The organism is Zongyangia hominis (genome assembly GCF_014385095.1).
GTDB lineage: Bacteria > Bacillota > Clostridia > Oscillospirales > Ruminococcaceae > Zongyangia > Zongyangia hominis.
The window spans coordinates 222,775-246,338 of sequence record NZ_JACRTC010000003.1 but is presented as its reverse complement, the minus strand read 5'-3'; the positions used below and the strand labels follow the sequence as shown (position 1 = coordinate 246,338).

At 55.7% G+C, this 23,564-nt stretch carries 19 protein-coding genes; 4 read left to right on the top strand and 15 right to left on the bottom strand.

Going from position 1 to position 23,564, the window contains the following annotated elements; translation table 11 throughout:
* Window positions 1-26 precede the first annotated feature (26 nt).
* From H8709_RS06490 to H8709_RS06480, 3 genes are all read right to left on the bottom strand, one after another.
* Complete coding sequence (locus H8709_RS06490; protein ID WP_262397559.1) at window positions 27-482, bottom strand: RpiB/LacA/LacB family sugar-phosphate isomerase; 456 nt, start codon at window positions 480-482, stop codon at window positions 27-29.
* Window positions 483-497: 15 nt separating this feature from the next.
* Complete coding sequence (gene dhaL, locus H8709_RS06485) at window positions 498-1,136, bottom strand: dihydroxyacetone kinase subunit DhaL (RefSeq protein WP_262397558.1); 639 nt, start codon at window positions 1,134-1,136, stop codon at window positions 498-500.
* Between the two features lie 93 nt (window positions 1,137-1,229).
* Window positions 1,230-2,234, bottom strand: coding sequence for a dihydroxyacetone kinase subunit DhaK (locus tag H8709_RS06480; RefSeq protein ID WP_262397606.1), 1,005 nt, complete (start codon window positions 2,232-2,234; stop codon window positions 1,230-1,232).
* Between the two features lie 372 nt (window positions 2,235-2,606).
* Here H8709_RS06480 and H8709_RS06475 point away from each other — a divergent pair, with 372 nt between their 5' ends.
* The gene (locus tag H8709_RS06475; protein ID WP_262397557.1) at window positions 2,607-4,019 is read left to right on the top strand and encodes an L-fucose/L-arabinose isomerase family protein; all 1,413 of its coding nucleotides are present in this window, start codon (window positions 2,607-2,609) and stop codon (window positions 4,017-4,019) included.
* Window positions 4,020-4,461: 442 nt separating this feature from the next.
* On the opposite strand, the gene H8709_RS06470 is transcribed toward H8709_RS06475, so the two are convergent.
* Entirely contained in the window at window positions 4,462-5,535 is a 1,074-nt protein-coding gene (locus H8709_RS06470) for a YIP1 family protein (protein WP_262397556.1), read from the bottom strand.
* Between the two features lie 341 nt (window positions 5,536-5,876).
* On the opposite strand from H8709_RS06470, the gene H8709_RS06465 reads away from it, so the two are divergent.
* Window positions 5,877-7,100, top strand: coding sequence for an ROK family protein (locus H8709_RS06465; RefSeq protein ID WP_262397555.1), 1,224 nt, complete (start codon window positions 5,877-5,879; stop codon window positions 7,098-7,100).
* Between the two features lie 72 nt (window positions 7,101-7,172).
* On the opposite strand, the gene H8709_RS06460 is transcribed toward H8709_RS06465, so the two are convergent.
* The 9 genes from H8709_RS06460 to H8709_RS06420 form a co-directional block, all read right to left on the bottom strand.
* Window positions 7,173-8,573, bottom strand: a complete 1,401-nt coding sequence (locus H8709_RS06460) for an oligosaccharide repeat unit polymerase (RefSeq protein ID WP_262397554.1) — start codon at window positions 8,571-8,573, stop codon at window positions 7,173-7,175.
* Between the two features lie 34 nt (window positions 8,574-8,607).
* Window positions 8,608-9,717 (bottom strand): leucine-rich repeat domain-containing protein, encoded by a 1,110-nt coding sequence (locus H8709_RS06455; protein WP_262397553.1) that lies wholly within the window; start codon window positions 9,715-9,717, stop codon window positions 8,608-8,610.
* 339 nt (window positions 9,718-10,056) lie between these two features.
* Window positions 10,057-12,420 carry a glycogen/starch/alpha-glucan phosphorylase gene (locus H8709_RS06450; protein WP_262397552.1) on the bottom strand — a complete coding sequence of 788 codons (2,364 nt, stop codon included), beginning with the start codon at window positions 12,418-12,420 and terminating at the stop codon, window positions 10,057-10,059.
* A gap of 94 nt (window positions 12,421-12,514) precedes the next feature.
* On the bottom strand, window positions 12,515-14,062 hold the full coding sequence (gene malQ, locus H8709_RS06445; protein WP_316248749.1) for a 4-alpha-glucanotransferase: 1,548 nt from the start codon (window positions 14,060-14,062) through the stop codon (window positions 12,515-12,517).
* Window positions 14,059-15,093, bottom strand: a complete 1,035-nt coding sequence (locus H8709_RS06440) for a LacI family DNA-binding transcriptional regulator (protein ID WP_262397604.1) — start codon at window positions 15,091-15,093, stop codon at window positions 14,059-14,061. The genes malQ and H8709_RS06440 overlap by 4 nt, the downstream gene beginning before the upstream one ends.
* 355 nt (window positions 15,094-15,448) lie before the next feature.
* Window positions 15,449-16,417 (bottom strand): carbohydrate kinase family protein, encoded by a 969-nt coding sequence (locus H8709_RS06435; protein WP_262397551.1) that lies wholly within the window; start codon window positions 16,415-16,417, stop codon window positions 15,449-15,451.
* 314 nt (window positions 16,418-16,731) lie between these two features.
* Window positions 16,732-18,153 carry an L-fucose/L-arabinose isomerase family protein gene (locus tag H8709_RS06430; RefSeq protein WP_262397550.1) on the bottom strand — a complete coding sequence of 474 codons (1,422 nt, stop codon included), beginning with the start codon at window positions 18,151-18,153 and terminating at the stop codon, window positions 16,732-16,734.
* Window positions 18,154-18,320: 167 nt separating this feature from the next.
* Window positions 18,321-19,259 carry a transketolase family protein gene (locus H8709_RS06425; protein WP_262397549.1) on the bottom strand — a complete coding sequence of 313 codons (939 nt, stop codon included), beginning with the start codon at window positions 19,257-19,259 and terminating at the stop codon, window positions 18,321-18,323.
* Between the two features lie 13 nt (window positions 19,260-19,272).
* Window positions 19,273-20,097 carry a transketolase gene (locus H8709_RS06420; protein ID WP_262397548.1) on the bottom strand — a complete coding sequence of 275 codons (825 nt, stop codon included), beginning with the start codon at window positions 20,095-20,097 and terminating at the stop codon, window positions 19,273-19,275.
* A gap of 697 nt (window positions 20,098-20,794) precedes the next feature.
* Between H8709_RS06420 and H8709_RS06415 the strand changes: the two genes are divergently transcribed.
* Together H8709_RS06415 and H8709_RS06410 are read left to right on the top strand one after the other, a co-directional pair.
* Complete coding sequence (locus H8709_RS06415; protein ID WP_262397547.1) at window positions 20,795-21,721, top strand: ROK family protein; 927 nt, start codon at window positions 20,795-20,797, stop codon at window positions 21,719-21,721.
* Entirely contained in the window at window positions 21,714-22,268 is a 555-nt protein-coding gene (locus tag H8709_RS06410; RefSeq protein ID WP_262397546.1) for a D-sedoheptulose-7-phosphate isomerase, read from the top strand. The genes H8709_RS06415 and H8709_RS06410 overlap by 8 nt, the downstream gene beginning before the upstream one ends.
* A 124-nt stretch (window positions 22,269-22,392) precedes the next feature.
* On the opposite strand, the gene H8709_RS06405 is transcribed toward H8709_RS06410, so the two are convergent.
* Window positions 22,393-22,518, bottom strand: a complete 126-nt coding sequence (locus tag H8709_RS06405; protein WP_262397545.1) for a hypothetical protein — start codon at window positions 22,516-22,518, stop codon at window positions 22,393-22,395.
* A gap of 53 nt (window positions 22,519-22,571) precedes the next feature.
* On the bottom strand, window positions 22,572-23,564 hold the full coding sequence (locus H8709_RS06400) for an ABC transporter permease (RefSeq protein WP_392391664.1): 993 nt from the start codon (window positions 23,562-23,564) through the stop codon (window positions 22,572-22,574).

Below are 23,564 nucleotides of genomic sequence, written 5' to 3'. Positions count from 1 at the left end.
GTGCACGGGGCCGCCATCCGCCGCGATTATTTCTTGCGGAAGCTCTCCGCTTCCAGCGCGCGCATCCGGTCGACCTTGCGCTGGCTCTTTGTCTGGAACTCTTTGGCGTCCAGGAACGCTTCCAGAATCTTTTTGGCGTGCTCGACGCCGACCACCCGCTCGCCCATGGTGATGATGTTGGCGTCATTGCTCTTTTTGAGCCGCTCGGCGGAGAAGACGTCGTGGCAGGTGCCCGCATAGGCGCCCTGCACCTTGTTGGCGCACATGGCGACGCCCAGTCCGGTGCCGCAGACCAGGATGCCCCGGTCATACTCTCCGGCCGCTACCTTGCGGGCCAGGTTGAAGGCTACGTCGGGATAATCGCAGTCGTGGGATTTCTGATAGGCCAGGTCGTCGATCTCGTAGCCCAGCGCCTTGGCATGCTCATATAATGCCTGTTTCAGGCTTTCCGCCGCGTCGTCGCAGTCAATGACTAATCTCATGGAACTTACCTCCTCTTATAACAGGGAAATGATGGAATCGGCCATGGTGCAGATGAGCAGGCAGCAGGAAGTGGCTCCCGCGTCCAGCACGCCCCGGGAACGCTCGCCCAGACGGCTGGCCCGGCCCTTCTTGGCCACCAGGTCCTTGGTGGAATCGCGGCCCGCCTCGGCGGCCGCTTTCATCTTGGTGAGGGCCGCGGCAAAGTCGTCGCCGGCGTCCACCGCCGCACAGTAGGCCGCCGCCGCCGGCGCGATGGTGTCGAGGAGGGTTTTGTCGCCCACCTCGGCCCCGCCGATGTTGCGGATGGCCTCCTCGGATTTGGTGATCATCTCTTTGAAGACGTCCTTGTCGATGTCCTCTTTGCCCTTGCTGGCCCGGAACATGGCCCGGAAGATGCAGCCGTAGAGCGGGCCCATGGAGCCGCCAATGTCCTCCATGAGCACGTTGGAGAGGGTCTTGAGGCTCATGGACAGGTTGCCCGGCTCCGCATCCAGGGCCTCTTTGCACATGGTGAAGCCCTTGTTCATGTTGATGCCGTGGTCGCCGTCGCCGATGAGGCCGTCGATGTCGCTTAAGTACTGTTTGTTGTCCTGGATGGCTTTGATCATGTCATAGACGATCTTGGCGCCATCCTCGTTTTTAAAGCTTGCCACTCAAATTCCTCCTGTCACATAGCTTTCCCCATGCGAAAACGCATGGGGAAAGGAATTGGTCCGTCTGTTCGCTTCCCCAACGATTTCCGGTGTTTATTTAGGAAGCTGGGTCAGTCCCATGCAGCCGCACTCCATATCGATGCACTCTTTGAGCTCGTCGTCGAGCTTCATGAGGGACAGGGTGATGCCGTTCATCTCCAAGGAGGTGAAGTAGTTGCCCACATAGGATTTATAGATCTTGATGCCGCGGGCGGAGAGCTCCTCCTCCACGTTATTAAAGAAGATGTACTGCTCCAAAAGCGGGGTGGAACCGAGGCCGGAAACCAGCACGACCACCTCGTCGCCGTTTACAAAAGGCAGGTCGGGGACGATGACGTCCACCATCTCTTTGGCCATCTCTTTGGCAGTGGCCAGAGGTTTGACCGCGATGCCCGGCTCGCCGTGGTGGCCGATGCCCACTTCCATGGTGCCCGGCTCGATCGTAAAGTTGGGGTGTCCTACCTCGGGGATGGTGCAGGGGGCCAAGCCGACGCCCATGCTGCGGGTGTTGTCGATGGCTTTCTGCGCCGCCGCGATGACGCCGTCCAAGTCAGCGCCCATGGCCGCCTTGGCGCCGCCCACCTTCCACATGAGGATCTCGCCGGCCACGCCGCGCCGGGTCTCTCTTTTGTCCTTGGGCGCGGAGGGCACGTCGTCGTTGGCGACCACGGTCTTGACCACGATGTCGTCGTCCTCGGCCATCTCAATGGCCATCTTGACGTTCATGTTGTCCCCCGCGTAGTTGCCGTAGAGGCATGCAACGCCAGCGCCGCCGTCGGCTGCCACAAAGGCGTCGTAGAACATTTTCGCCGGCGGGGAGGAGAACAATTCGCCCATGGCAACCGCGTCCACCATATTCTTGCCCACATAACCCACAAACGCGGGCTTGTGGCCGCTGCCGCCGCCGGTGACGATGCCGACCCGGCCCTTCTGCGGCGCGTTTTTGTATTTGAGCACCCTTTTGTTCTTGGTGGGGCTGAGGGTCTCGGGCATCGCCTTGACGACGCCTTCAATCATTTCATCCACCACGGTCTGAGGATTATTGATGATCTTCTGCACGATAAAACCTCCATTCGATGTTTGTTCCAATCGCAACGCCTCCGGACCAGGTAACCGGCCCGCGTTTTTCACTTCCTCCGGCACCTTATCAACTTGTCCGTCGAGCATGGACAAGTTGCCAAATGGTGCGGAAAAATTTCAGATATTCCATGAAATTATTATAGTTTATCAGATAACAATTGTCAATTTCGATTTAATGTTTTATAATAGAATTCAGGAATGGGGCTAAATGTAAGTACAACCTCACATGCTCTTGACACCGGTATTTTTAGGGAAATCCTTCAAAAACACTTCCGATCTTCCGTGATAATGCCGAGAAGAGGGCTTCCTTCTGTACGCAACCAAACCCAAATTATATAAGGAGGTAACACAATGATTTCCAAACCTAAAATTGGCGTTCTTGCGTTTTCCGACGGCGATCCCGAGGCGTTTGACTTGCTCAAACCCATCGTAGACCGGGAATTTAACTATGTGGTGGACGCTCTCAAAGAGTCCGGCGAAGTGGAACTTGTCCTCGGTGAGCGCATCGTCAACTCGGTAGAGGCCGCCAAGGAAGAGGCCCAAAAGATGGTGGCTAAAAACGTGGACGGCATGATCTTCTCCTACGGCGTCTTTGCCTTCCCCAACTTTTCCGCCATCGCCGCCAAATTCGGCAAGGGCCCCTTCATGCTGGTGGCGGGCTTCAAGCCCGACTGGCCCGGCATGGTGGCCATGCTGGCCGCGGGCGGCGCGCTGCACCACCTGGGAATCGAACACTTCCGCACCGCCGGCGACGTCAAGGACCCGGCTGTCCTGCAAAAGCTCATCGACTTTGCCAAATGCGCCCGGGTAGTGAACCGCCTGAAAGGTTCCACCTACGGCCTTATCGGCGGTCGGAGCTTGGGTATGTATTCGGCCACCGTCAGCATGCAGCAGTGGCAGGAGAAATTCGGCATCGACATCGAGCATGTGGACCAGTCCGAGATCATTCGTCTGGCCGAGGAGGTCCCCGAGGAGACGGTGGAGAAGGCTTTCCAGTGGCTCACCGACAATGTGGCCGAAATTAAATACGACGGCGACCGCCTGACCCCCGAAAAGCTCAAGACCCAGATTCGTCACTACGAGGCCACAAAGAAGATTCGGGACGCCTACAACTTTGACTTTATCGGCGTCAAATGCCACTACGAGATGAGCAAGCATGTCTGTACCCAGTGTCTGACAGCCGCCTTCATGAACGACCCCTACGACTGGAACGGCCCCAAGGAGCCCACCGTCATGGCCTGTGAGGCCGATTCCGACGCGGCGCTGACCATGCAGATTCTCAAGCTCCTCACCGAAGACCCGGTCTTGTTCATGGACGTGCGCCACTATGATGCGGACTACGACGTCATGGTCTTCTGCAACTGCGGCTCCGAGTCCACCTATTACGCCGGCCGCTCCGACGACTACAAGGAGAATCTGAAAAACGTCACCCTCTACCCCTGTCTGGACCTCTATCCCGGCGGCGGCTGCCATGTCAACTGCATGACCGCGCCCGGCCAGGCCACCATCGCCCGGCTCAACCGGTACAAGGACCGTTACCGCATGACCATCATCCCGGCCGAGTTTGTCACCCTGCCCCGGGAAAAGATGGCCGAGACCACTGAGGAGTGGCCCCATGTCTTTGCCAAGCTCCCCTTCGATCACGATATCTTCATCCAGAAGTTTGACGCCAACCACTGCCACGCCGTCTATGGCGACCATGTGGAGGAGCTCAAAACCATCTGCAAGATGCTGGACATCGACATCGAAGTGCTCGGCGAATAAAAGCGAACTACATAAAAACCCCCTGGCCAAATTGCCAGGGGGTTTTCTGCGCCTGCGGCGGGCAGGACGCGACCGGAGTTCAGTTTGCAACATCGCCGCGTGGCCCGCGCTGTTATCGCGAAACAGCTACAGCGCGGCATCCTCCACCGCACCTACCGGTGAGGACGACGCGCCTCGGGTCCTCTCTGTGACATCGCCGCGTGGCTCGCGCTGCCGCCGTGAATGAGCATAGCGCGATGTCCCCCACCGATAGGTGGCGCGCACCGGGCTTTACTGCAAACCCTCGCCGCGTGGCTCGCGCTGCCGCCGCGAATGAGCCATAGCGCGGCATCCCCCACCGGTAGGTGGCGCGCACCGGGCTTTACTGCAAACCATCGCCGCGTGGCTCGCGCTGCCGCCGTGAATGAGCCATAGCGCGGCATCCCCCACCGGTAGGTGGCGGTTACCAGAGGCTAGAGTTTATCATCTGAATCTGGGTCATGGCCCAGCCCAGCATTTTCATGGAGATAAAGGCGGTGATCAGGAACATGATGAGGAACGCCAGCGGATAGAGGAAATAGAGCTTATTGTCCTCCACCTTGGCGCAGACCCGGCTGGCCTGATAGGAGCACATCACCCACACGAACAGGGCGAAGATGGCCACATAGATGGACCAATCTGGGATGAGGAAGGCCAAGAGGATGGCAAGCGCCATGCAGAGGGTAACCGGGAAGGTGGAAACGCCCATGGCCGCGAAGGTCCCTTTGAGGGAGACTTGCCCTTTGCCGATCTTGCCCACCAGGAAGGTCAGGCCGCACAGCAGGAAGTATCCCAAAATAGCCATCACGAGCCCGCTCAGGAAGAAAGGCAGGAAGGGCAGGCTAAACCCTCCGTAGCCGAACATGGAACCCATGCCGCCTATCAAATGGTCCACCAAGGAACCAACCTGGGAAAAGATGATGCCGAAAAACAGCGCTACAAACAGGGCGTTGACACCGGCAAAGAAGAAGCCGATGCCCATGTCCTCATGTCTGGTGGCCGCCTGGACCATATCCACCGGTTTTTTAAAGAAGGCGCCGATTAAACTGCCCACATTGTGGAAGAAAACTCCCACCTTGCCTGGCCGACGGGGAGGCATGGGCGGCAGGGGCATCTGGCCGGGGTACGGAGGCGGCGCCTGCTGTCCCTGAGCCGGGCCATAGGACGGCGGCGTTTGAGGCGCGCCATAGGTCGGCGTCTGGGCCCCGTAAGGCGGCGGTGTCTGGGGTGCGCCGTATGCGGGGGGCGTCTGACGCGGCATACCGTACTGCTCCTGATAAGGGGCCCTCCCCTGGGCGTCGTAAGCTCCTGTGGAAGCCGGAGTCGGGGACTCATATCCCGCGTCTGTCCCGGGCTTTTGAGGGATGGCATCGGTCGAGTCGGGCTGGGCAGGTTCGGCCACAGCGGTCTGCGGCGCGGCAGCCGCAGCGGTTTGCTGACAGGTGCAGATTTCTCCCTCTTCCAGAGGTCTGCCGCAGCGGGTACAATATTTGGGCATGACATTTCCTCCTCATTACACAGGGCTCTCCCCCGCTTCATTAGTTTTACTCTACCATATTTGCCCTCATCTTGCAATGAAGTGCCGGCCATTTTCACCGAAAAAAGGACAGGTTTTTCCTTTTTCCCATGTACCGACCTTCCCTTGTTCCAAACTGACCAAAGTTATACCGAAAAAAATCGTCTTTTTGCCTCTTGCCTCAATAATTCTGATAAAAAATGTAGTAGTATTATATATAAAACTGAGAAAAAATTAATAAATATTGTATTTTCTGCTCAGATATGTTATATTCTATAAGGAATTTTATACCTATTCTAATAGATGAGCGAGGAAACATAAGAATGACCAAAGTAGTCAAGCACAACTCCATGCGCAGTACCAACACGTTGGCATTGTTTGAATGTATCCGAAAATACGGGCCCATCACCAAGAAGGAAATCCAGCAGCACACGGGGTTGAGCTGGGGCAGCATCTCCACCATCGCGCTGGAACTGATCTCCAAAAAGCTGATCGTGGAAATCAAAAGCAGCGAGACCGTGGTGGGACGCACCCCCTGTCTGCTGGACGTCAGCAGCACCGACAATTTTATCATCGGCGTGGACGTCAACCTGTCCGGCCTTACCGCCGTCCTCATCGACCTCAAATGCCGCATCATCAAAAAGGTGCGGGAGGAGATGTCGGTTCCCAATAAATCCAACATTCTTTCCAAAATCAGCCACATGATTTCTGAGCTCATCGATTCGGTGGATGATCGGCACAAAATCAAGGGCATCGGCCTGGCGCTTCCCGGGGACATCGACGCCCAGCAGGGCGTCTCCATCTTTGTGCCCCACTTCGAGGACTTTTCCAAAGTCCCCATCAAAAAAATTTTGGAGGACGAGTTCGGTATTGAAGTCACCATCGAACACGACCCCAACTGCATGGCCCTCACCGAGCGCCGGATGGGACTGGCACAGAATGTGGACAATTTCATGTTTATCCGTCTGTCCATGGGCATCGGCATGAGCATCATTATGGGCGGCAAGATTTACCGCGGGCTCAACGGCAGCGCCGGCCAATTTGGCCACGTCACCATGAATCCGGACGGGCCCCGGTGCTCCTGCGGCAACTATGGTTGTCTGGAGACTTATGCCTCCTGTGAAACCATCCTCCGCAAATCCCGGGAAGGGATGAAGATGGGCCGGGCCCCGGTCCTCGAAACCCTACTCAGCCAGGGCGACCGGCTGACCCTGGCCACCGTTGCCAAGGCGGCCAGGGGTTCCGATGAATTTATCATGAGCATTTTCGACGACGCCGCCACCTATCTGGGCATCGCCATCGCCAATGTGGTCAACATCTTTAACCCCGAGCTCATCGTGCTCGGCGGGGACTTAATGAATTACCAGGATATTTTCCTGAGCAAAATGCGCTGCTTTGTGGACTTTAAGTGTTGGAAAAACGCCAAACATCCCATCGAGGTTTCCACCTTCGGCTCGGAGGCTGCCGCCATCGGCGCGGCGCTACTCTTCACCGATAAGATTTATGAGGAGGTCGTGTCGGACCATTCGGAAAAGATCGGAGACTAGTTTTCATCAAAAATCCCCCTGCCGCTGTTGCGGCAGGGGGATTTTTGGGTATACAAAAAGCGTCAGAAACTTTTAAGGCGCGGACTGCTTGCGGGGTTTTGTGTGCAAGCGCTTTAACAGCCAATCCCAAATTTGGGGCGCAACGTTCAGGATGAGGAGCCCCACCGTGGTCACCATGACGTCGGCGCTGTACACAAAATCCGTAAACCCGGTCTGACTCATGAGCGCCAGCTTGCAGGCCATGACGGCGGAGAGAACCACCGTCACCGGGGTCTTGGGGAGCTTGAGCATGAGTAGGAAGAACACCGCGAGCATGAGCCCCACCCAAAAAATGGAGAACAGGATACCCCAAAATCCGAAATTTGCGTAAGCCTCCCCCAGAAAGCAGGAGTTCATGACACCGGCCGTCCCGTCGTAAACCCTTTCGGAGCCGTAAAAGTCCATGATGACCTTGGCCGAGCGCAGATGCCTGGCCGGGTCCGCCCCTACCAAGCGCAAAAGGGTCGGGGTAAAGCTGCGCCCGCCCAGGTAGGGATAGATGGCCGGGAACATATCGAAACTGTAGCTGAGGGTGCCCACCTGGGTGAAGATGATGCGTCCCAGCGGTCCGTTATAGATATCCAGCCAGCCGTTGGGCATTCCCCCCGCACCCAAAACCGTGTAAAAGAGCATGGTGAGCCCCGCCATGGCCGCCCAGAAGACGCCTTGCACCCACCGTTTGAGCCCGCCCCGGATATAGATGAAGATGAGTAGATAGATAAACAGATGGAAGATGACGGGGCTCTTGGAGAAATTATTGGTCTTTGTCACGAGGGCGGCGGCAAAGAAAACAACGGTCAGCACATGCCATTTCATTTTCCGGGTGGAGAGAGAAAAGGCAAAGGTGATATAGGAAACGAGGGGGATAAACTGCAAGATCAGGAGATTTCGCACATACTGGTTGATGACAATGATGGAATTGATGCGGGTGCGTTCCAGCGCAAAATTGAAGTCCGCCGGCGCGGCGATCATCTTGAGAAGCGGCAAATAGCCGATTTTTAAAAGGTACACCGCCAATAGTAGGAGGCAGACGCCGCCGCCCGCTATCACCAGCCAGAAGATGACCTCATCCTTTTCTTTGCGCACCGGCGCTTGAAGATAGGCGTCGTAGGCGGGCCCCGCTTTCACTTTGGCGATGTTGAAGACACCTAAAATCACCAGCGGCAGCAAGATCATGGCGGCGATGGTCACATAGAAGACGGTTGGAAGCACCCCGTCCCCCTGGGTCAGGTATTTGAGGGTGTAATGCTTGTCAAAACCCAGCATAATCAGGCTGATACCCAGATAGGTCTGAATCAAAAACAAAAAGTAGGTCAAAGAGACCACATTGATTTTTCCGATGTTCAAGGTCCCGGCGGCGCGGTGGAAAAGATAGAGCGACACCATGAGCCCCAAAACCATCAGCAGAAGATAGAGCAGCGTCATGAATTTCATCACCTCTCGTCAGCAGTAGAAAACGCCGTTTTCATCACAGTAAGTCGTGCTTTTGAGCGATGATGTACTTTTTTGTCAAGAAATCCCCCGTACTGAAATGGGAGACGAGAAAGTCGATTTTGGTCCGGTCAAACTCGGGGTCCAGATAGTTGGCGCTAAAGTGCTCGAGTCCGTGCAGCGGGGTCAGGTCCTGCGCCCGGGTTCCCTCCAGATGGAGCGCCTCCAGCGCCCCACAACCGGAAAGCGGGTCCAGGTCCGCCACGTCGTTATCGCTGATGTCCAGGACGCGAAGACTCCGGCACGCCGGCGCAAAGGCCAAATCCGTCAACAGGTTGTGGGAGAGGTAGACTTCTTCCAGCCTTGGCGTCTCGCCAAGACTCGCCATCGCAGAGATGGCGTTACCTTCCAGGTTGAGCTTTTCCAGGGACGCCATCCCCACAAGCGGCGCCACGGCGGTAATTTTGTTGTTGGCCGCGCGGAGAATCCGAAGGTTCCCCATGCCGGAAAAGCTGTCGATGGAAGAAAGCCGGTTGCCCGAGATGTTGCACTCCCGAAGTCGCGCCAAGCGACGGACACCGTCGCCGACGGCGCTGATGTTATTGAGTGCGAGGTCCAAAAATTCCAGCCGCTCCAAGGAAAAAAGGGGCGTCATATCGGTAATGCGGTTCTTTTGTAGCTGAAGGCTTGTCAAATTCTTATGTCCTTGTAAGCCCTCCAACGAAGCGATGGCGTTTCCGGACAGGTTTACTTCCCTAAGTACCGGCAGGTTTTGGAGGACGCTGATGTCCCGCACACCGGTGCCGGTGATGGTCAGCTTTTCGAGACTTACGAAATACCTAAGATCGGAAACGTCCTCCAGCGCGGCGTCCCCGGTGAGAACGAGGGCATTGAGATCCATCAGTTCCAGGGCATAGATGTCCCCTGACGGGCGCTTGAGATAACGGCGGACCGCCGCCTCAAATTTTTCGTCCCCAAACTGTACCTGGCCGCCCTCCTCCACATATTGCGGGTCGGCCTGATTCTTAGGAGATACACCGTGCCCTCCCACAAGCAGGTAGACGGCGCTGATGAGCACCGCCACCACAGCGCAGACGATCATCCATGTCCACCCCGGATGTCCCTTCCCCCACGCTGCTAGTCTCACCCACCACTTCTCTTTTCCCTCCATGGCGTCTTTCCCTCTCTCTTTACTTCCGTGCTCTTCTTCTCTCTTTGCTCTAATCCGTCCGCCGCTTTGGCCCGGCGTATCCGGCATCCGAGCCGCGCTTTCACCACTTCTATTTCTCTTTGTTTCTCAAACCAAGTGGCTCCTAATTTATTAAGGATACCACAGCCACTCCCCTAAAAGCAAGGAGTTTACCCGAGTGCCCGCTCTCTTTCCCCTTTTCTTTTATCCTGTCCATATTTTTAATTCCATCCACAACAAAAAAGGGAAAAGGCAATTGCCTTTTCCCTTGTTCCAAATTGGATGGTTTCGTCCCTCTTACTCCTCCACAGGGGCGATGTCCCAGATGTCCTTGGCGTACTCCCGGATGGTGCGGTCGCTGCTGAAGCGTCCGGCGGAAGCCATGTTCATCCAGCATTTGAAGGAGAATTTCTCCCGATCGGCGTAGTCCCGGTTGACCTTCAGCTTGGCCGCCACATAGGAGGGCAGGTCGTAGAGCAGCTTATACTGGTCCGGGTCGTGCCAGGACGCGCCTTTGAGGAGGCTGTCGTAGAGCTCCTGGAACATGCCGGTGTCCCCGTCGTCAAAGGTGCCGTCGATGAGGGTGTCCACCACCCGCTTGATGCGCACGTTGCCCTCGTAGAGCGCCACCGGGTCGTAGTGGTCGAGGGCTTCCAGCTCCTCCACCCGGGCGCCGAAGATGTAGTTGTTCTCCATCCCCGCGGCCTCCACGATCTCCACATTGGCCCCGTCGTAGGTGCCTAAAGTCACCGCGCCGTTTAACATGAACTTCATGTTGCCGGTGCCCGACGCCTCGGTGCCTGCGGTGGAAATCTGCTCGGAGACGTCCGCCGCCGGGAAGAGGCGCTCGCCGTAGGAGACGTCGTAATTGGTGACGAAGACCACTTTGAGCAGGTCCTTCATCTCCGGGTCGTTATTGATGCGCTTTGCCACTTCGTTAATGAACTTAATGATGGCTTTGGCCCGGTCATAGCCCGGCGCGGCCTTGGCGCCGAAGAAATAGACGGTGGGGGTAAAGCCGGTGATGGCGCCGTCCTTGAGACAGAAATAGATGTCCAGGATAGCCAGGGCGTTAAGGAACTGCCGCTTATATTCGTGCAGGCGCTTGACCTGGATGTCAAACAGAAAGTCGGGGGAGAGCTTGACGCCTTCCTTCTCCCAGATCATGTCGCACAGGCGCTGCTTGTTGATGCGCTTGATGTCCCGGAAGGCCGCCAGCACCGCCGGGTCTGCCGCGTCCTGCTTGAGTTCGGTCAGGCGGTCGAGGTCGGTGACCCAGCCCTCGTCCCCCAAGAGTTTGGTGATATAATCGGACAGATGGGGGTTACAAAGCCGCAGCCATCTTCTCTGGGTGATGCCGTTGGTCTTATTCTGGAAGCGCTCGGGATAGAGGGCGTACCAGTCGGAAAGCTCCCGCTTTTTGAGAATTTCGGTGTGAATCTTGGCCACCCCGTTGACAGAGTGGGAGAGATAAATGGCCAAATGGGCCATATAGACTTTTTTGTCCCGAAGAATAGCCATCTCCTCGATTTTTTCTTCCCCGCGGCCCGCGGCGGCCAGGTCCTTGCGCAGCTGCTGATCAATGCGCTCGATGATCTCATAGACGCGGGGGACGATTTCCTTTACCAGCTTCGCGTCCCATTTTTCCAGCGCCTCAGCCATGATGGTGTGGTTGGTGTAGCCGAAGGTCTTACGCACGATGTCCAGGGCGTTTTGGAAGGAGACGCCCTCCTCGTCGATAAGAATCCGGGTGAGTTCCGGGATGGAGAAGACCGGATGGGTGTCGTTGAGCTGGATGGCGTTATAGGTGGGGAAGGACGCCATGGTCCGGCCGTTTTCCTTGTGGGTGCGGATGATGTCCTGCAGCGACGCGCTGGAAAGGAAGTACTCCTGCTTGATTCTTAAGCTTCTCCCCTCGTCGGTGCTGTCGTTGGGGTAGAGGACCCGGGTGATATTCTCGGCGTAGTTTTTCTCCGCCACCGCCTCGTCGTACTCGTAGTTATTGAATTTCTCGAAGTTAAAGTCCTCGATGGCCTCGCACTGCCACAGGCGCAGGCTGTTGATGGTGTCGTTGTGGTAGCCGATGACCGGCATGTCGTAGGGGACGGCCAATACCCGCTTGCCCTCCAGCTCCACGGTGCAGGTCCGGTCGTCCCGGCGGATGCTCCACGGATCGGGATGCTTGAGCCAGTTGTCGGCCAGCTCCTTCTGGAAGCCGTCCTCAAACTGCTGGCGGAACAATCCGTAGCGGTACCGCAGGCCGTAGCCGTTGAGGGGCAGGCCCAGCGTGGCGCCCGAGTCTAAAAAGCAGGCCGCCAGCCGTCCCAGGCCGCCGTTGCCAAGGCCCGCGTCCTCCACTTCCTCCAGCTGATCCAAATTGATCCCCACTGCCTTCATCTCTTCCTTGAGCTCGTCATGGAGGCCCAAATTCATCAGGTTATTCTGAATCATCCGGCCCATGAGATACTCCGCCGAGAAGTAATAGGCATTTTTGACCTTCCGCTGTTTTTCCACGGTGGCCTCATGCAGCGGGATAAGCTCCCGCATAATGGCCTTGGACAATAGGAAATTGAGCAGTTCTCCACTGATGTCCTCGCCCTGGACCCGCCAGAGCTCTATATCGCGTTTTACATCCGCTGCGATGCGTTTGGTGTCAAGCATATTTTCCCACTTTCTCCGGCGACCAGGGGTCTCTTTTCTCCGCCGCACACTCTCGCCGGTGCCGTCTGCCGCGGCGGGCGCAAAACGCCCTCTTTTATCGTTCATATATTTTACAGAGCGCCCGGAGGTGTTCCGAAAGCTCGTCTGTCAGTATGCCTTTGTTCATCCGCCACTGCCAGTTTTTCCCCACCGTGGACGGCTCGTTCATCCGCGCCCAGTCCCCCAGCAGCAGGACGTCCTGGAGCTGGATAACCGCCAGATCGGCAACGCTTGCAAAGCAGGCGCGGACCGTTTCCCACGTGAGAACCTCCACCTGGGGTTCACAGCCCAGGTACGCGCCTGCAAAGGCCTTCACCTTGTCAGGGGCGTGAATGAAAAAGCCGCAGAGGGTCTCGTTGTCATGGGTGCCGGTGTAGACCACCGCGTTTTTCTTGTGATGGTGGGGCAGGTAGGCGCTGCGCTCCTCGGGGGAAAACGCGAACTGCAAGACCTTCATGCCCGGAAATCCCGACGCCGCGAGCAGCTCTCCCACGCCCGCGGAGAGCGCGCCCAAATCCTCGGCGATGATAGGCTTCTCCCCCAGCGTCCGGCGCAGCGCTTCAAAGAACCCGATGCCCGGGCCCCGCATCCACCGGCCGCACCGGGCGGTCTTGTTGCCGTAGGGCACCGCCCAATAGTCGTGAAACGCCCGGAAGTGGTCGATACGCACAATGTCGCACCGCTCAAACACCGCCCGGATCCGCTCCATCCACCAGCGGTACCCGCTTTCCTTGTGTACCTTCCAGCGGTAGAGAGGGTTGCCCCAGAGTTGGCCGTCGGCGCTGAAGAGGTCGGGGGGCACCCCGGCGCAGAGGATGGGATTACGTTGCTCGTCCAGGAGGAAAAGCTCGGGATGGCTCCAGACGTCGGCACTGTCCTGGGCCACATAGATGGGGATGTCGCCAATGAGGAAAATTCCTTGTCGATTTGCGTATATTTTTAAGTCTTTATACTGTTTGTAAAATAAATATTGGGTAAATACGACAAAATCCGTCTCATCTTTCATTTCCTGACGGAAGGCCTCCAAGGACGCGGGCTCCCGCAGCTTGACGCCCTGTTCCCACATCTGCCAAGGGGCGTTATGAAACTTCTTCTTCCCCGCCATAAAGAGGGCGTAGTCGTCGAGCCAGCGGCTGTTTTCTTTTTGGAAAGCGGCCACCTCTCCGGCATACGCTTCCCTCCCCCGCTCGTAAGCCCGGCGCAATAGGGCAAAGCGGTGGTCGAACTGGGCCTTAAAGTCCACGAAGCGGGGGTCGCCGACCAGGAGGCTGTCGTCGATGTCCTCTTCCCGCAAGAGCCCCTCCTCCACAAGCAGATCCAAATCGATCAGGTAGGGGTTCCCCGCAAAGGTGGAGAAGGACTGGTAGGGGGAATCCCCAAAGCCGGTGGGACCCAGGGGCAGGAGCTGCCAGCAGGCGATGCCGCTTCGTTTTAAGAAGTCGACGAACCGGTAGGCCTCCTTCCCCAGCGTCCCGATGCCGTGATTGCTGGGCAGGGAGGTGATATGCAATAAGATCCCCGCCCGCCGCTCCTTGTCACGGATGGGTCCGGCGGGTTTGACCTTCACTTTCACTGTCATCACGTACTCCTTCCTTTCTATCAAGGCTTTCCCCTTTCCGGGCCTTCCCCCTGTCTGGCCGGGTGGGTGGACCCCCGCTCGATGATCTGACAGGGATAGACGCTGTGGCGGTGTCCGCTTTTCTGCTCGATGATGTCGAGGACCGTGGTCACCGCTTCCAGCGCCATCTGCTCGCTGGGCTGACGGACGGTGGAGATGCCCGGATGGGTGTAGGCGGTGATATCCAGGCCGTCAAAGCCCAGGATGGCCACCTCCTCGGGAATCTTCTTCCCCATTTCCAGCGCCGCCTTCATAGCGCCGATGGCCATGACGTCGGAGATGGCGAAGATGGCGGTGACGTCGGTTTCCCTCAGAAGGCTCCCCGCTGCCTCATAGCCGCCTTTATAGGTAAAGTTGCAGTTTTTGTGCAGACGCTCGTCGTAGTGGATGCCGTATTCCCCCAGTGCCTGGAGATAGCCCTCCAGCCGCAGGCGGTTGATGCTCTGTTCCTCGAAGGCCCCGGCCAGCACGCCGATGCGGCGGTGTCCCAGCTCCAAAAGATACCGGGTGGCTCGGGCGGCTTCATAAGTGTCGTCGATGGAGATGGTGGAGTAAGCGTTGCCCTCCATGTCGCTGGACACCTGGATGGTGGCGAAGACAAAGGGCACCTCCAGCAGGGAGAGCCGCTCCTTTTCATAGTGGAAAATGCCGCCTAGGAAGATGATGCCCTCCAGCCGCCGCTCCATCTGCAATTCCGCCGCCTTGCGGATTTCGTCCTCGTAGTCGTCGGCCTGGGAAAGGAACATGGCGTAGCCCCGTCTGGTCAGCTCCCCCTCGATAACCTTGATCATGGGGGAGAAAAAGGGGTTGGTGATGCCCTTGACCACCACCCCGATGGTCCGGCTCTTGATGCGCTTGAGATTGCGGGCGCTGTTGTTGGGGACATAGTTGTGTTCCCGCATCACCCGCAGGACCTTTTGCTTGGTCTCCTCGTTGACATCGGGGTGGTCGTTGAGGACCCGGGACACGGTGCTGACCCCCACGCCGCACAGCTTCGCGATGTCCCGGATGTTCATGTTGGCCACGGCGCTCCCTCCCTTCTTGTCGGAGTATGGACCTGCATCCTGATGCTCATACAGGTGGGATCGTTTCCAGTATCGTTACCGGTAACGGTTCCAACATTTGCGGTTATGATAACACATCCCCCATTCCTTGTCAAGATATTCGGTAGAGGAAAAAACGATGCGACTTCCCGCAATGTTTAAAATATTTGTAAATAAAGGGATGCTCCCGCACCAGGACCTGGTTTCGTGGATGCGGTGATGGGCAGCCATCCGACGGGTCGAAACCGCCCGACAAGCCTTTTTGATGAGGCATCTATTGGCGGCAAAAAGCCCCCGGCTTTTTGCCGGGGGCTTCTATCTGTGCGTTTTATTTGAGGATGGGCACATTTTTAATACAGTCGTACACCTCTTCCAGGGTGGGCATGGAGGGGATGGCGCCGTAGCCGGTGGTGGTGATGGAACCGGTGGCGTTGCCAAAGTCGATGATGTCGTGGAGCTCCTGGGCGGTGGCCTCTTCCACCGGTTTACCCAGTTCCAGCACCTTGTAGAGGACGCCGGAGAAGAAGGAATCGCCCGCGCCGTTGGTGTCGATGGTCTTGACGTCATAGGCGCCCAGCTTGACGGTGTTGTCCCCCACCCGCCCATAGGCGCCGTCGGCGGCCAGGGTGATGGTCATCATCTTGATGCCGTACTGATCCATCAACATTTTGGAACCCGCGTCCAGGTCGGTTTGACCGGTGAGGAATTCCAGCTCCTCGTGGGAAATCTTGACGATGTCCGCGTACTGCATGGCTTCCAGCATGACGTCCTTGGCCATCCCTAAGTCCGGCCAGAGGGATTCCCGCAGGTTGGGGTCGTAGGAGATGAGCTTGCCCTTGCTCTTGGCATACTTGGCCGCCTCCATGGTGGCGGTGCGGGAGGGCTCATGGGTCATGGACACCGAACCGAAGTGGAAAATTTTGGTGTTGTCGATGATGGAGAGGTCCACCTCGTCAAAGCCCAGCATCATATCGGCGCCGGGATTGCGGTAGAAGGAGAAGCGGCGGTCGCCGGAGGGCAGGAGCTTGACAAAGGCCAAGGTGGTATTACATTCATCAGTCATAACCACGCCCTTGGTGTCGATGTCCGCTTTTTCCAGCGTCTCGATGCACACATCACCGAACATGTCCTTACCCACCTTGCCGATGAAGGCGGCCTTTTTCCCCAGCTTTGCCACGCCGGCGGCCAGGTTGCAGGGCGCCCCGCCCGGCTTTTGCTCAAAAACAATTTTGTTTTCCGGATTGGCATAAGGCGTAAAGTCGATAATAAACTCGCCTAACGATACAACATCATACATAATTCGCGCACTCCCATCTTTTTTGTAAGCGTTTTTTACCTTTTCATATCCCCGCATATTTCCATGATTCTTATTACGTTTTCTTCTTCTTTTTCCCTCAGTAAGGATATGAAAAATATCTATTCTTATATTACAAAAATTCAGGACAAGTTGCAAGTAGGTGAAGGAAGTTCGGCATTTTCACGAAAAAAGGAAGGGATTCTTGTGCGCTTGCCGAAAAACCAAACGCCCGGCGCTAATAGCGCCGGGCGTTTGGCTGCGGATTGCCTATCAGTATCGTTCTGTTAAGAACAGGAATCCCTCATTTGCGGACATTATTTGGAGCCTCTCAGCCAAGCCTGAATGTCCTTTTCCTCCGGGTCCACCGGGTCGGGGGTGATGCCCAGATATTTGCATGCCTCGTACATGACGGGGACGATATACTCGTGAATGCCGATAGCATGGTGGATGTAAGGTCCAGTGATGACCTTTTCTTCCCACAGGGGCCAGTCATTGACCTCAATCCACAGGAAGGAACCGCGGGAGAACGGGCCATGGTAGCCCTTGGCCTTGCCCATGAGCAGGGAATACTCGCCGTGGTCGCCGTCAAAGCGGATGATAGAGATGTCGCCGCCCTTGATTTCGCCCTCGCCGGTGCCTTTGCACTGGGACGGGAAGGTGAAGTGGGTGCGGAATTTGCCGTCTTCCATGAGAGAGGGCGGGAAGTTGCCGCAGTGGAAGAGGAGCTCGCCGTTTTCATTCTCCCAGTCGCGCACGGTAATGTCCGCGAAGAAGGCCGGCTTCTCGCCGAAGGTGGCCGCCTGGGCCATGACGGAGGAAATGGCGCCGCAGATGTCGGTTTCGCAGGCAACGGGGAAGCCTTCCTCGGTCAGCAGGCCGTTGGCCAGACAGGGCATGATCTCCATGCAGTCCTGCATGGCGTTCCAGCACTGGATGGCCGCGCAGTTGCACTGGTATTCGTCGGCAAAGGCTTTCATGGCCAGCTTCATGGCCGCCACGCGGACGATGTATTTCTCCTCCACACCTTCGCAGCAGATCTTCTTCTTGATGTCCTCAACGGTGGCTTTGAGCGTATCACCGTTTTCGGATTCCAGCGCCTTGGTCTTCATCTCCAGCTCAGTTAAAGAGATGGGATGAGTCTCGATGCCGAACTTTTCTAGGAGCTCGCCCTCGTTGCAAATGACCGACCAGAAGCCCGCCGGACGGGTGTCGATCTGGAGGATTCTTGTCTTTTTGAAGTGCTTGACCACGTTGGCGGTGCGGATGAAGTTGTCAAACCCTCTGGCAAAGACTTCGCTATCCAGGGTGGAGTTGGTAATGTAGCTGAATTTGACCCCAAAGCGGCGCAGGACCTTGCCGGTGGCGAACATGCCGCACTGGGTGTCGCGCAGGCGCTGGCCGTCGGCCAGGGGCGCCTCGTCGCGGGGGCCCCACAGCAGGGTGGGCTTGCCCACTTCCCGGGCGATGCGGGCCACGGAATCCTCGGTGCCGAAGTTGCAGTGGGGGATGAAGATGGCATCCACCTTGTTGACCTTCATCTTGTGGATGATGGCCTCCACATCCTTGATGTTGTCGACGATGAGGCCCTCTTCGTTGATGTCCTCGATGCCTACAATTTCGATGCGGTCGGTATATTCATTGAGCTTTTCGCGGATGAGCTTATTAAATTTAATGGCGTCCGGCACGCTGAAGATGGTTCTTCTGGTGGGGATGTAACCAAGAATCAGTTTTTCCATAGGAACTCCTTTCTCTTGTGGGCAAGCCCACAGAAATCTGTATCATTCGATCAAAACCGGCTGCTTTTTTTGCGCTTTTTGACGAAAATGCCGCTGCTTTCAACGATGGAGGTAAACAAAATCTCCTTATGATGCATAAGGAGATTTTGTTTTATGTTTTAGTTTGCTTATTTCTTCGCGATGACTTTCTTGGCAGCCTCTGCGATATCTTCAGGTCTCATTTTGTATTTCTCCTGGAGGAAGGGCAGGAAGCCGACTTCGCCGAAGTGATCTCTGACGCCGATGGCCTCGGTGGGAACGTAAACATCCCGCTCAGAGAAGTCTTCCAGAATTGCGGAGCGCAGGCCGCCGACGATGTTGTGGTTCTCAGCGGTGACCAGGCAGCCGGTCTTCTTGACGGAAGCGGCAATGGTTTCGCCGTCGATGGGCTTAATGGTATGTACATTCAGGATTTCCGCGTTGATGCCCTCTTTGGCGAGGAGATCGGCGGCCTTCTGTGCCTCAGCGACCATGTAGCCGGAAGCGGCGATGGTGACATCGGCGCCCTCTTTGAGGACCTCAGCCTTGAACAGGTCGAACTCGAAGTCGCCCTCATGGACGTCCTGGGCCTGGGTTCTCTGATGACGGATGTACATGGCATGGGGATAATCGTTGATGACAGGCAGCGCTTTTTTAAACTCCGCCGCATCCGCCGGCTCATAGATAACCATGGTCGGGATGGAGCGCATGACGCCGATGTCTTCCATGCTCATATGGGTTCCGCCGTTGGTCTCCGCGGTGATGCCAGGGTCGGTGCCGATGAGCTTGACGTTTCTCTTGGCATAGCAAACGGAGATCGTGATCTGATCACAGGCGCGGCGGGTCAAAAACGGGGTGAAGGTGGCGACATAGGGCTTAAAGCCATAGGCGCTCAGGCCCGCGGCATACTCTACTGCCATCTGCTCGGCAATACCCACATCCAGAGCTCTGTCGGGGAACTCTTTTCTCAGGTTTTCACTGCCGTGCGCTTTAGCAAGGTCAGCGTCGATGAAGACGACTTTTTCGTCTTCCCGCATCAATTTTGTAAATTCTTCATGGAAGATTGGTTTCATTAAAGTGACACTCATTCTATTCCCCTCCTTACTTTACTTCGCTGTACATCTGAGCAGCCTTTTCGCCGGCGATGCCCATATGATGGCAGCCAACCTGATCCGCTTCTGCGAAGGATACGCCCTTACCTTTGACGGTGTGCAGAACGATCATGGACGGTTTGTTGTTCATGCCTTTTCTCTTAGCCAGGCAGATGGTCTTATAGATGGCGTCCATATCATGGCCGTCGCACTCGAACACGTTGAAGCCAAAGGACTCCCACTTGTCCATGATCGGCTCCAGGCTGACGGTCTCGTCCACCCAGTCGTCGATCTGCGCTTTGTTGTAATCGGTGAAGGCGATCAGGTTGCCCAGTTTCTGCTGAGAAGCGGTCATCGCGGCCTCCCAGATGGAGCCCTCCTGGCTCTCGCCGTCGCCCAGGATCGCGTAGATGGTGGCGCCGTCGTTCATAATCTTGGACCCTTTGGCCAAACCGACTGCGCAGCCGAAGCCCTGGCCCAGAGAACCGGCGGTCATATCGATACCGGGGGTTTTGTTCATATCACAGTGGCTGGGAAGATTGGTGTTGGAAGCATTGAGGGTCTTCAGCCAATCCATGGGGAAGAAGCCTTTCAGCGCCAGTGTCGCGTACAGGGTGGGGCCTGCATGTCCTTTGGACATAACCACTCTGTCTCTGCCTTCCATCTGCGGATTCTTCGGGTCGATGTTCAGCACTTTATAATAAAGAACCGTGATCAACTCGACGCAGGACATACAACCGCCCAAATGGCCGGCGCCATGGGTCGCAATCGCATCACAAGTGTGATAGCGAATTTCTTTTGCTTTCTCTTTCAGATCAACTTCTGGAAAACTCATAGTATCCCTCCTGATTCAAATTACTGATAGGCTGTGCCGCATATACAAAGTGCACAAACGAGGCCAGTTCGCGCACCACATATACGCACATCTCGTTATAATTAAGATAGGGTGTCCCTATTCCTAATCACTGGGGTCAAAAGCCGCGTGTAACCGCAAAAAATCACACGCCCGGACGGAGTCAACCTGCTGTATTTTTCCGCCAAAAGATGCGTATTTTTGCATACATTTCTACGAAACATGTACAAACAACCCTACAAAGTCCTGACATACAGGCGCAGGATTTTCCAACCGCATCTTGTCCTCATTATATAACAGTTGTCCCGCAAAATCAATGCTTTTGCTCAGGTAGATCTATGGAATTAGTTGTCGCTAGTAGATCTTACAAATTCGCACAACTTTTTGTAAGATTCTCACAAAGTAATGCTTCTCTTTTTATCTATATGGCTTTCCAAAAAATGGAGCGAAAAAAGTGGTACTAGTCTTCTATCGCCACTCGCTCAAAAAACGAAAGGATTCCCATCCTTTTTGTTTTCTCGTCCTTTAATGTTCATAATTTAGACATAATGATTCCTCCTATATTTGCCCACGGACTTGCCAATTTATCGCATTATGATACAATAGGGGAAGTGTTGAGTTTCCCTTTGAGGGATGCTATAATTTAGAATAAGAAGAGCTGAAAAGCAGGGAGGTTCTTATGTTCTTTTACAAGCATGTGCTGGGGATTGACATCGGCGGCTCCAAGATGCTCGCTTCTATTGTGGACAGCGATGGAAACCCGGCCATAGTCTTCCGCCACGAGTTTACCGAGAAGATGACGGTGGCCACCCTGGCTGAAGCCATCCTGACCCTGGCCCGCAAGGCTATGGGCGCCACCAAGCGCAAGGCGGAGGCCATCGGCGTCACCATCCCCGGCGTCGCGGATGTGAAGCAGGGTCTTTGGCTCTATGCTCCCTTTTCCGGCGTCAGCAACTTCCCCATTGCCAAACTGCTCAGTGACGCCTTCCACCTTCCCGTCTACATCGACAACGATGTCAACGCCTGCGCGCTGGGGGAAAAAATTTACGGCTGCTGTCAAGATACCGACGACTTTGCCTGGATTACCATCAGCAACGGCGTCGGCGGCGCCATCTTTTCCGGCGGCCGGCTCATTCGCGGGTTCCGCAACGGCGCCGGCGAAGTGGGGCATATTGTGGTGGAGCCTGAGGGCAATATCTGCCCTTGCTCCCATGTGGGCTGCCTGGAGGCCCACGCCTCAGGGCGTGCCATCGCCGCCGCTTACGAGAAGCTGACAGGCAAGCAAAGCAATGCCAAAAAGATTGCGCAGCTGGCCCGGGTAGGCGATGAGTCCGCGTTGAAGGTGTATGAGCAGACCGGTTTCTATTTGGGGCAGGCCGCCTCTTATGTGGCCAATATCCTCAATCCGGAAAAAATTGTCTTTGGCGGTGGCGTTTCCATGGACTTTGATTTATTGGAAAACGGCATCCGGGATGCCTTGGCCAAAATGGCCTTTGCCACTACCAATGAAGAACTGAAACTTTGCAGAACGGCGCTGAGCTATAACGCGGCTCTCATCGGCGCCGCGACCTTAGCCCAAACGAAAGGTGGTAAGTACATTGCATAACGCACAAGATTATCTCCATGTATTAAAAAGTGAAATCGACCGCATGGACGTCGAAGCCATTGACCGGGTGGTGGCGCTGCTCAAGGAGAAAAAGGGGACGCAGACCCAAATTTTCTTGGCCGGCAACGGCGGGAGCGCCGCGACCGTCAACCACTTCATGTGCGATTTTTCCAAAAATGCCATTCCCGGCGATGTGGGACGCTTTAAGGTGATCTCACTGGCCAATTCGGTCAGCTCCATCACTGCTCTGGGCAACGACTACACCTTTGCGGACATCTTTTCCGAGCAACTGAAAAACCTGATGAACGACGGCGATATCCTGCTCGCGGTTTCCGCCAGCGGCAACTCCCCCAACATCCTTCAGGCTTGTGAGTACGTCAAATCCAGGAACGGCATTGTCATCGGTCTCACCGGTTTCGATGGGGGCCGCCTCGATCAGATGGCTGACTATCCGATCCACTGCGACTGCGACTGTATCGAGCAGGTGGAGGACATGCATCTCATGGTGCTCCATATTCTTGTCTGCGCTTTTAAATTAGGATTTTAGTGACAATCTTTTGGAAAAAGCGGATGGGCGATTGCCCATCCGCTTTTTTGCGCTCCAATTTTAAATTTTGATAGAAAGCCCATTAGGGCGAAGCTCGTTGCACGAATGCGCTTCGCATCGTCTTTTATGGCCGGGCGGTGCGCTCTTCTTGTGCCAAAAAGAAGAAAGCTGATTTTAGCCCCACCAGATGTATGGACGAAACCTCTCTCGCTTTGCTTGCAGCTAAAAGCGATTTTGCAAGCCCAGTCATAAAAAAAGGGTGCGCAATTTCTTGCGCACCCTTTTCGGAATTGTGGGTATGTATTAGAATTTCTGTCTGCTCTTCTTGACGATATCGAGGTAAACAGCCGCCAGGATGATCAAGCCTTTGACAATGTACTGCCAGAAGGAGTTAACGTTCATCAGGTTCAGGCCGTTGGACAGGATACCGATAACGAGAACACCGATGATGGTGCCGCCGAGTTTACCAACACCACCGAGGAAGGAAACGCCGCCCAGAACGGATGCCGCGATAGCATCGAGCTCGAAGCCGTTACCAGCGGAAGGCTGACCGGAATACATACGGGCTGCCAGGACGATACCGGACAGGGATGCAAAGATACCGGACAGGGTGTAAACGGTGATCTTAACTTTCTTAATGGAGATACCGGAGAATTTCGCAGCCTCTTCGTTGCCGCCGACTGCATACAGATGACGGCCGAATTTGGATTTGGTAAGAACCAAAGTCATGATGATGAAGAGGATTGCGGAAATGATAACAGGTACCGGGATGCCCAGGATGTAACCGACGCCCCAGAAGTTGAACTCGTCAACGAAGCAGCGGATCGGCTGGCCGTTTGCATAAACGTAAGCAGCACCACGGCCGATGTTCATCATTGCCAAGGTTACAACAAACGGCGGCATGCCAGTGTAGGCGATGATCAAGCCGTTGCAGATGCCCATAACAACACCGATGAGGAATGCAATGAGGATTGCCAGCCAGACGTTCATGCCGTTGTTGGAGATGAAGCCGGCGGCCAGGGTACCGGAAATAGCGACAACAGAACCGACGGAAAGGTCGATGCCGTTGATGATGATGCACATGGTCAAACCAAGAGCCAGGTTGCAGTTAACAGTTACCTGACGCAGAACGTTCAGTATGTTATCAACGCTCAGGAATACCGGGGACATAATCGCCAGTGCCACGCACATGACAACGAATGCACAAAGGATTGCCAGGTTTTCTTTTAAGTAAGTTACGACACCATGGCCAAATCTTACCATGGCATTTTCTTTCTTTACTGCTTGAGCTGCCAT

What these genes read in the sequence shown, in the direction of transcription:
- H8709_RS06490 (WP_262397559.1), bottom strand. Translation starts at nt 482, where the DNA reads ATGAGATTAGTCATTGACTGCGACGACGCGGCGGAAAGCCTGAAACAG.
- H8709_RS06475 (WP_262397557.1), top strand. Translation starts at nt 2,607, where the DNA reads ATGATTTCCAAACCTAAAATTGGCGTTCTTGCGTTTTCCGACGGCGAT.
- H8709_RS06470 (WP_262397556.1), bottom strand. Translation starts at nt 5,535, where the DNA reads ATGCCCAAATATTGTACCCGCTGCGGCAGACCTCTGGAAGAGGGAGAA.
- H8709_RS06465 (WP_262397555.1), top strand. Translation starts at nt 5,877, where the DNA reads ATGACCAAAGTAGTCAAGCACAACTCCATGCGCAGTACCAACACGTTG.
- H8709_RS06460 (WP_262397554.1), bottom strand. Translation starts at nt 8,573, where the DNA reads ATGAAATTCATGACGCTGCTCTATCTTCTGCTGATGGTTTTGGGGCTC.
- H8709_RS06450 (WP_262397552.1), bottom strand. Translation starts at nt 12,420, where the DNA reads ATGCTTGACACCAAACGCATCGCAGCGGATGTAAAACGCGATATAGAG.
- H8709_RS06440 (WP_262397604.1), bottom strand. Translation starts at nt 15,093, where the DNA reads ATGAACATCCGGGACATCGCGAAGCTGTGCGGCGTGGGGGTCAGCACC.
- H8709_RS06435 (WP_262397551.1), bottom strand. Translation starts at nt 16,417, where the DNA reads ATGTATGATGTTGTATCGTTAGGCGAGTTTATTATCGACTTTACGCCT.
- H8709_RS06430 (WP_262397550.1), bottom strand. Translation starts at nt 18,153, where the DNA reads ATGGAAAAACTGATTCTTGGTTACATCCCCACCAGAAGAACCATCTTC.
- H8709_RS06425 (WP_262397549.1), bottom strand. Translation starts at nt 19,259, where the DNA reads ATGAGTGTCACTTTAATGAAACCAATCTTCCATGAAGAATTTACAAAA.
- H8709_RS06420 (WP_262397548.1), bottom strand. Translation starts at nt 20,097, where the DNA reads ATGAGTTTTCCAGAAGTTGATCTGAAAGAGAAAGCAAAAGAAATTCGC.
- H8709_RS06415 (WP_262397547.1), top strand. Translation starts at nt 20,795, where the DNA reads ATGTTCTTTTACAAGCATGTGCTGGGGATTGACATCGGCGGCTCCAAG.
- H8709_RS06405 (WP_262397545.1), bottom strand. Translation starts at nt 22,518, where the DNA reads ATGACTGGGCTTGCAAAATCGCTTTTAGCTGCAAGCAAAGCGAGAGAG.
- H8709_RS06400 (WP_392391664.1), bottom strand. Translation starts at nt 23,564, where the DNA reads ATGGCAGCTCAAGCAGTAAAGAAAGAAAATGCCATGGTAAGATTTGGC.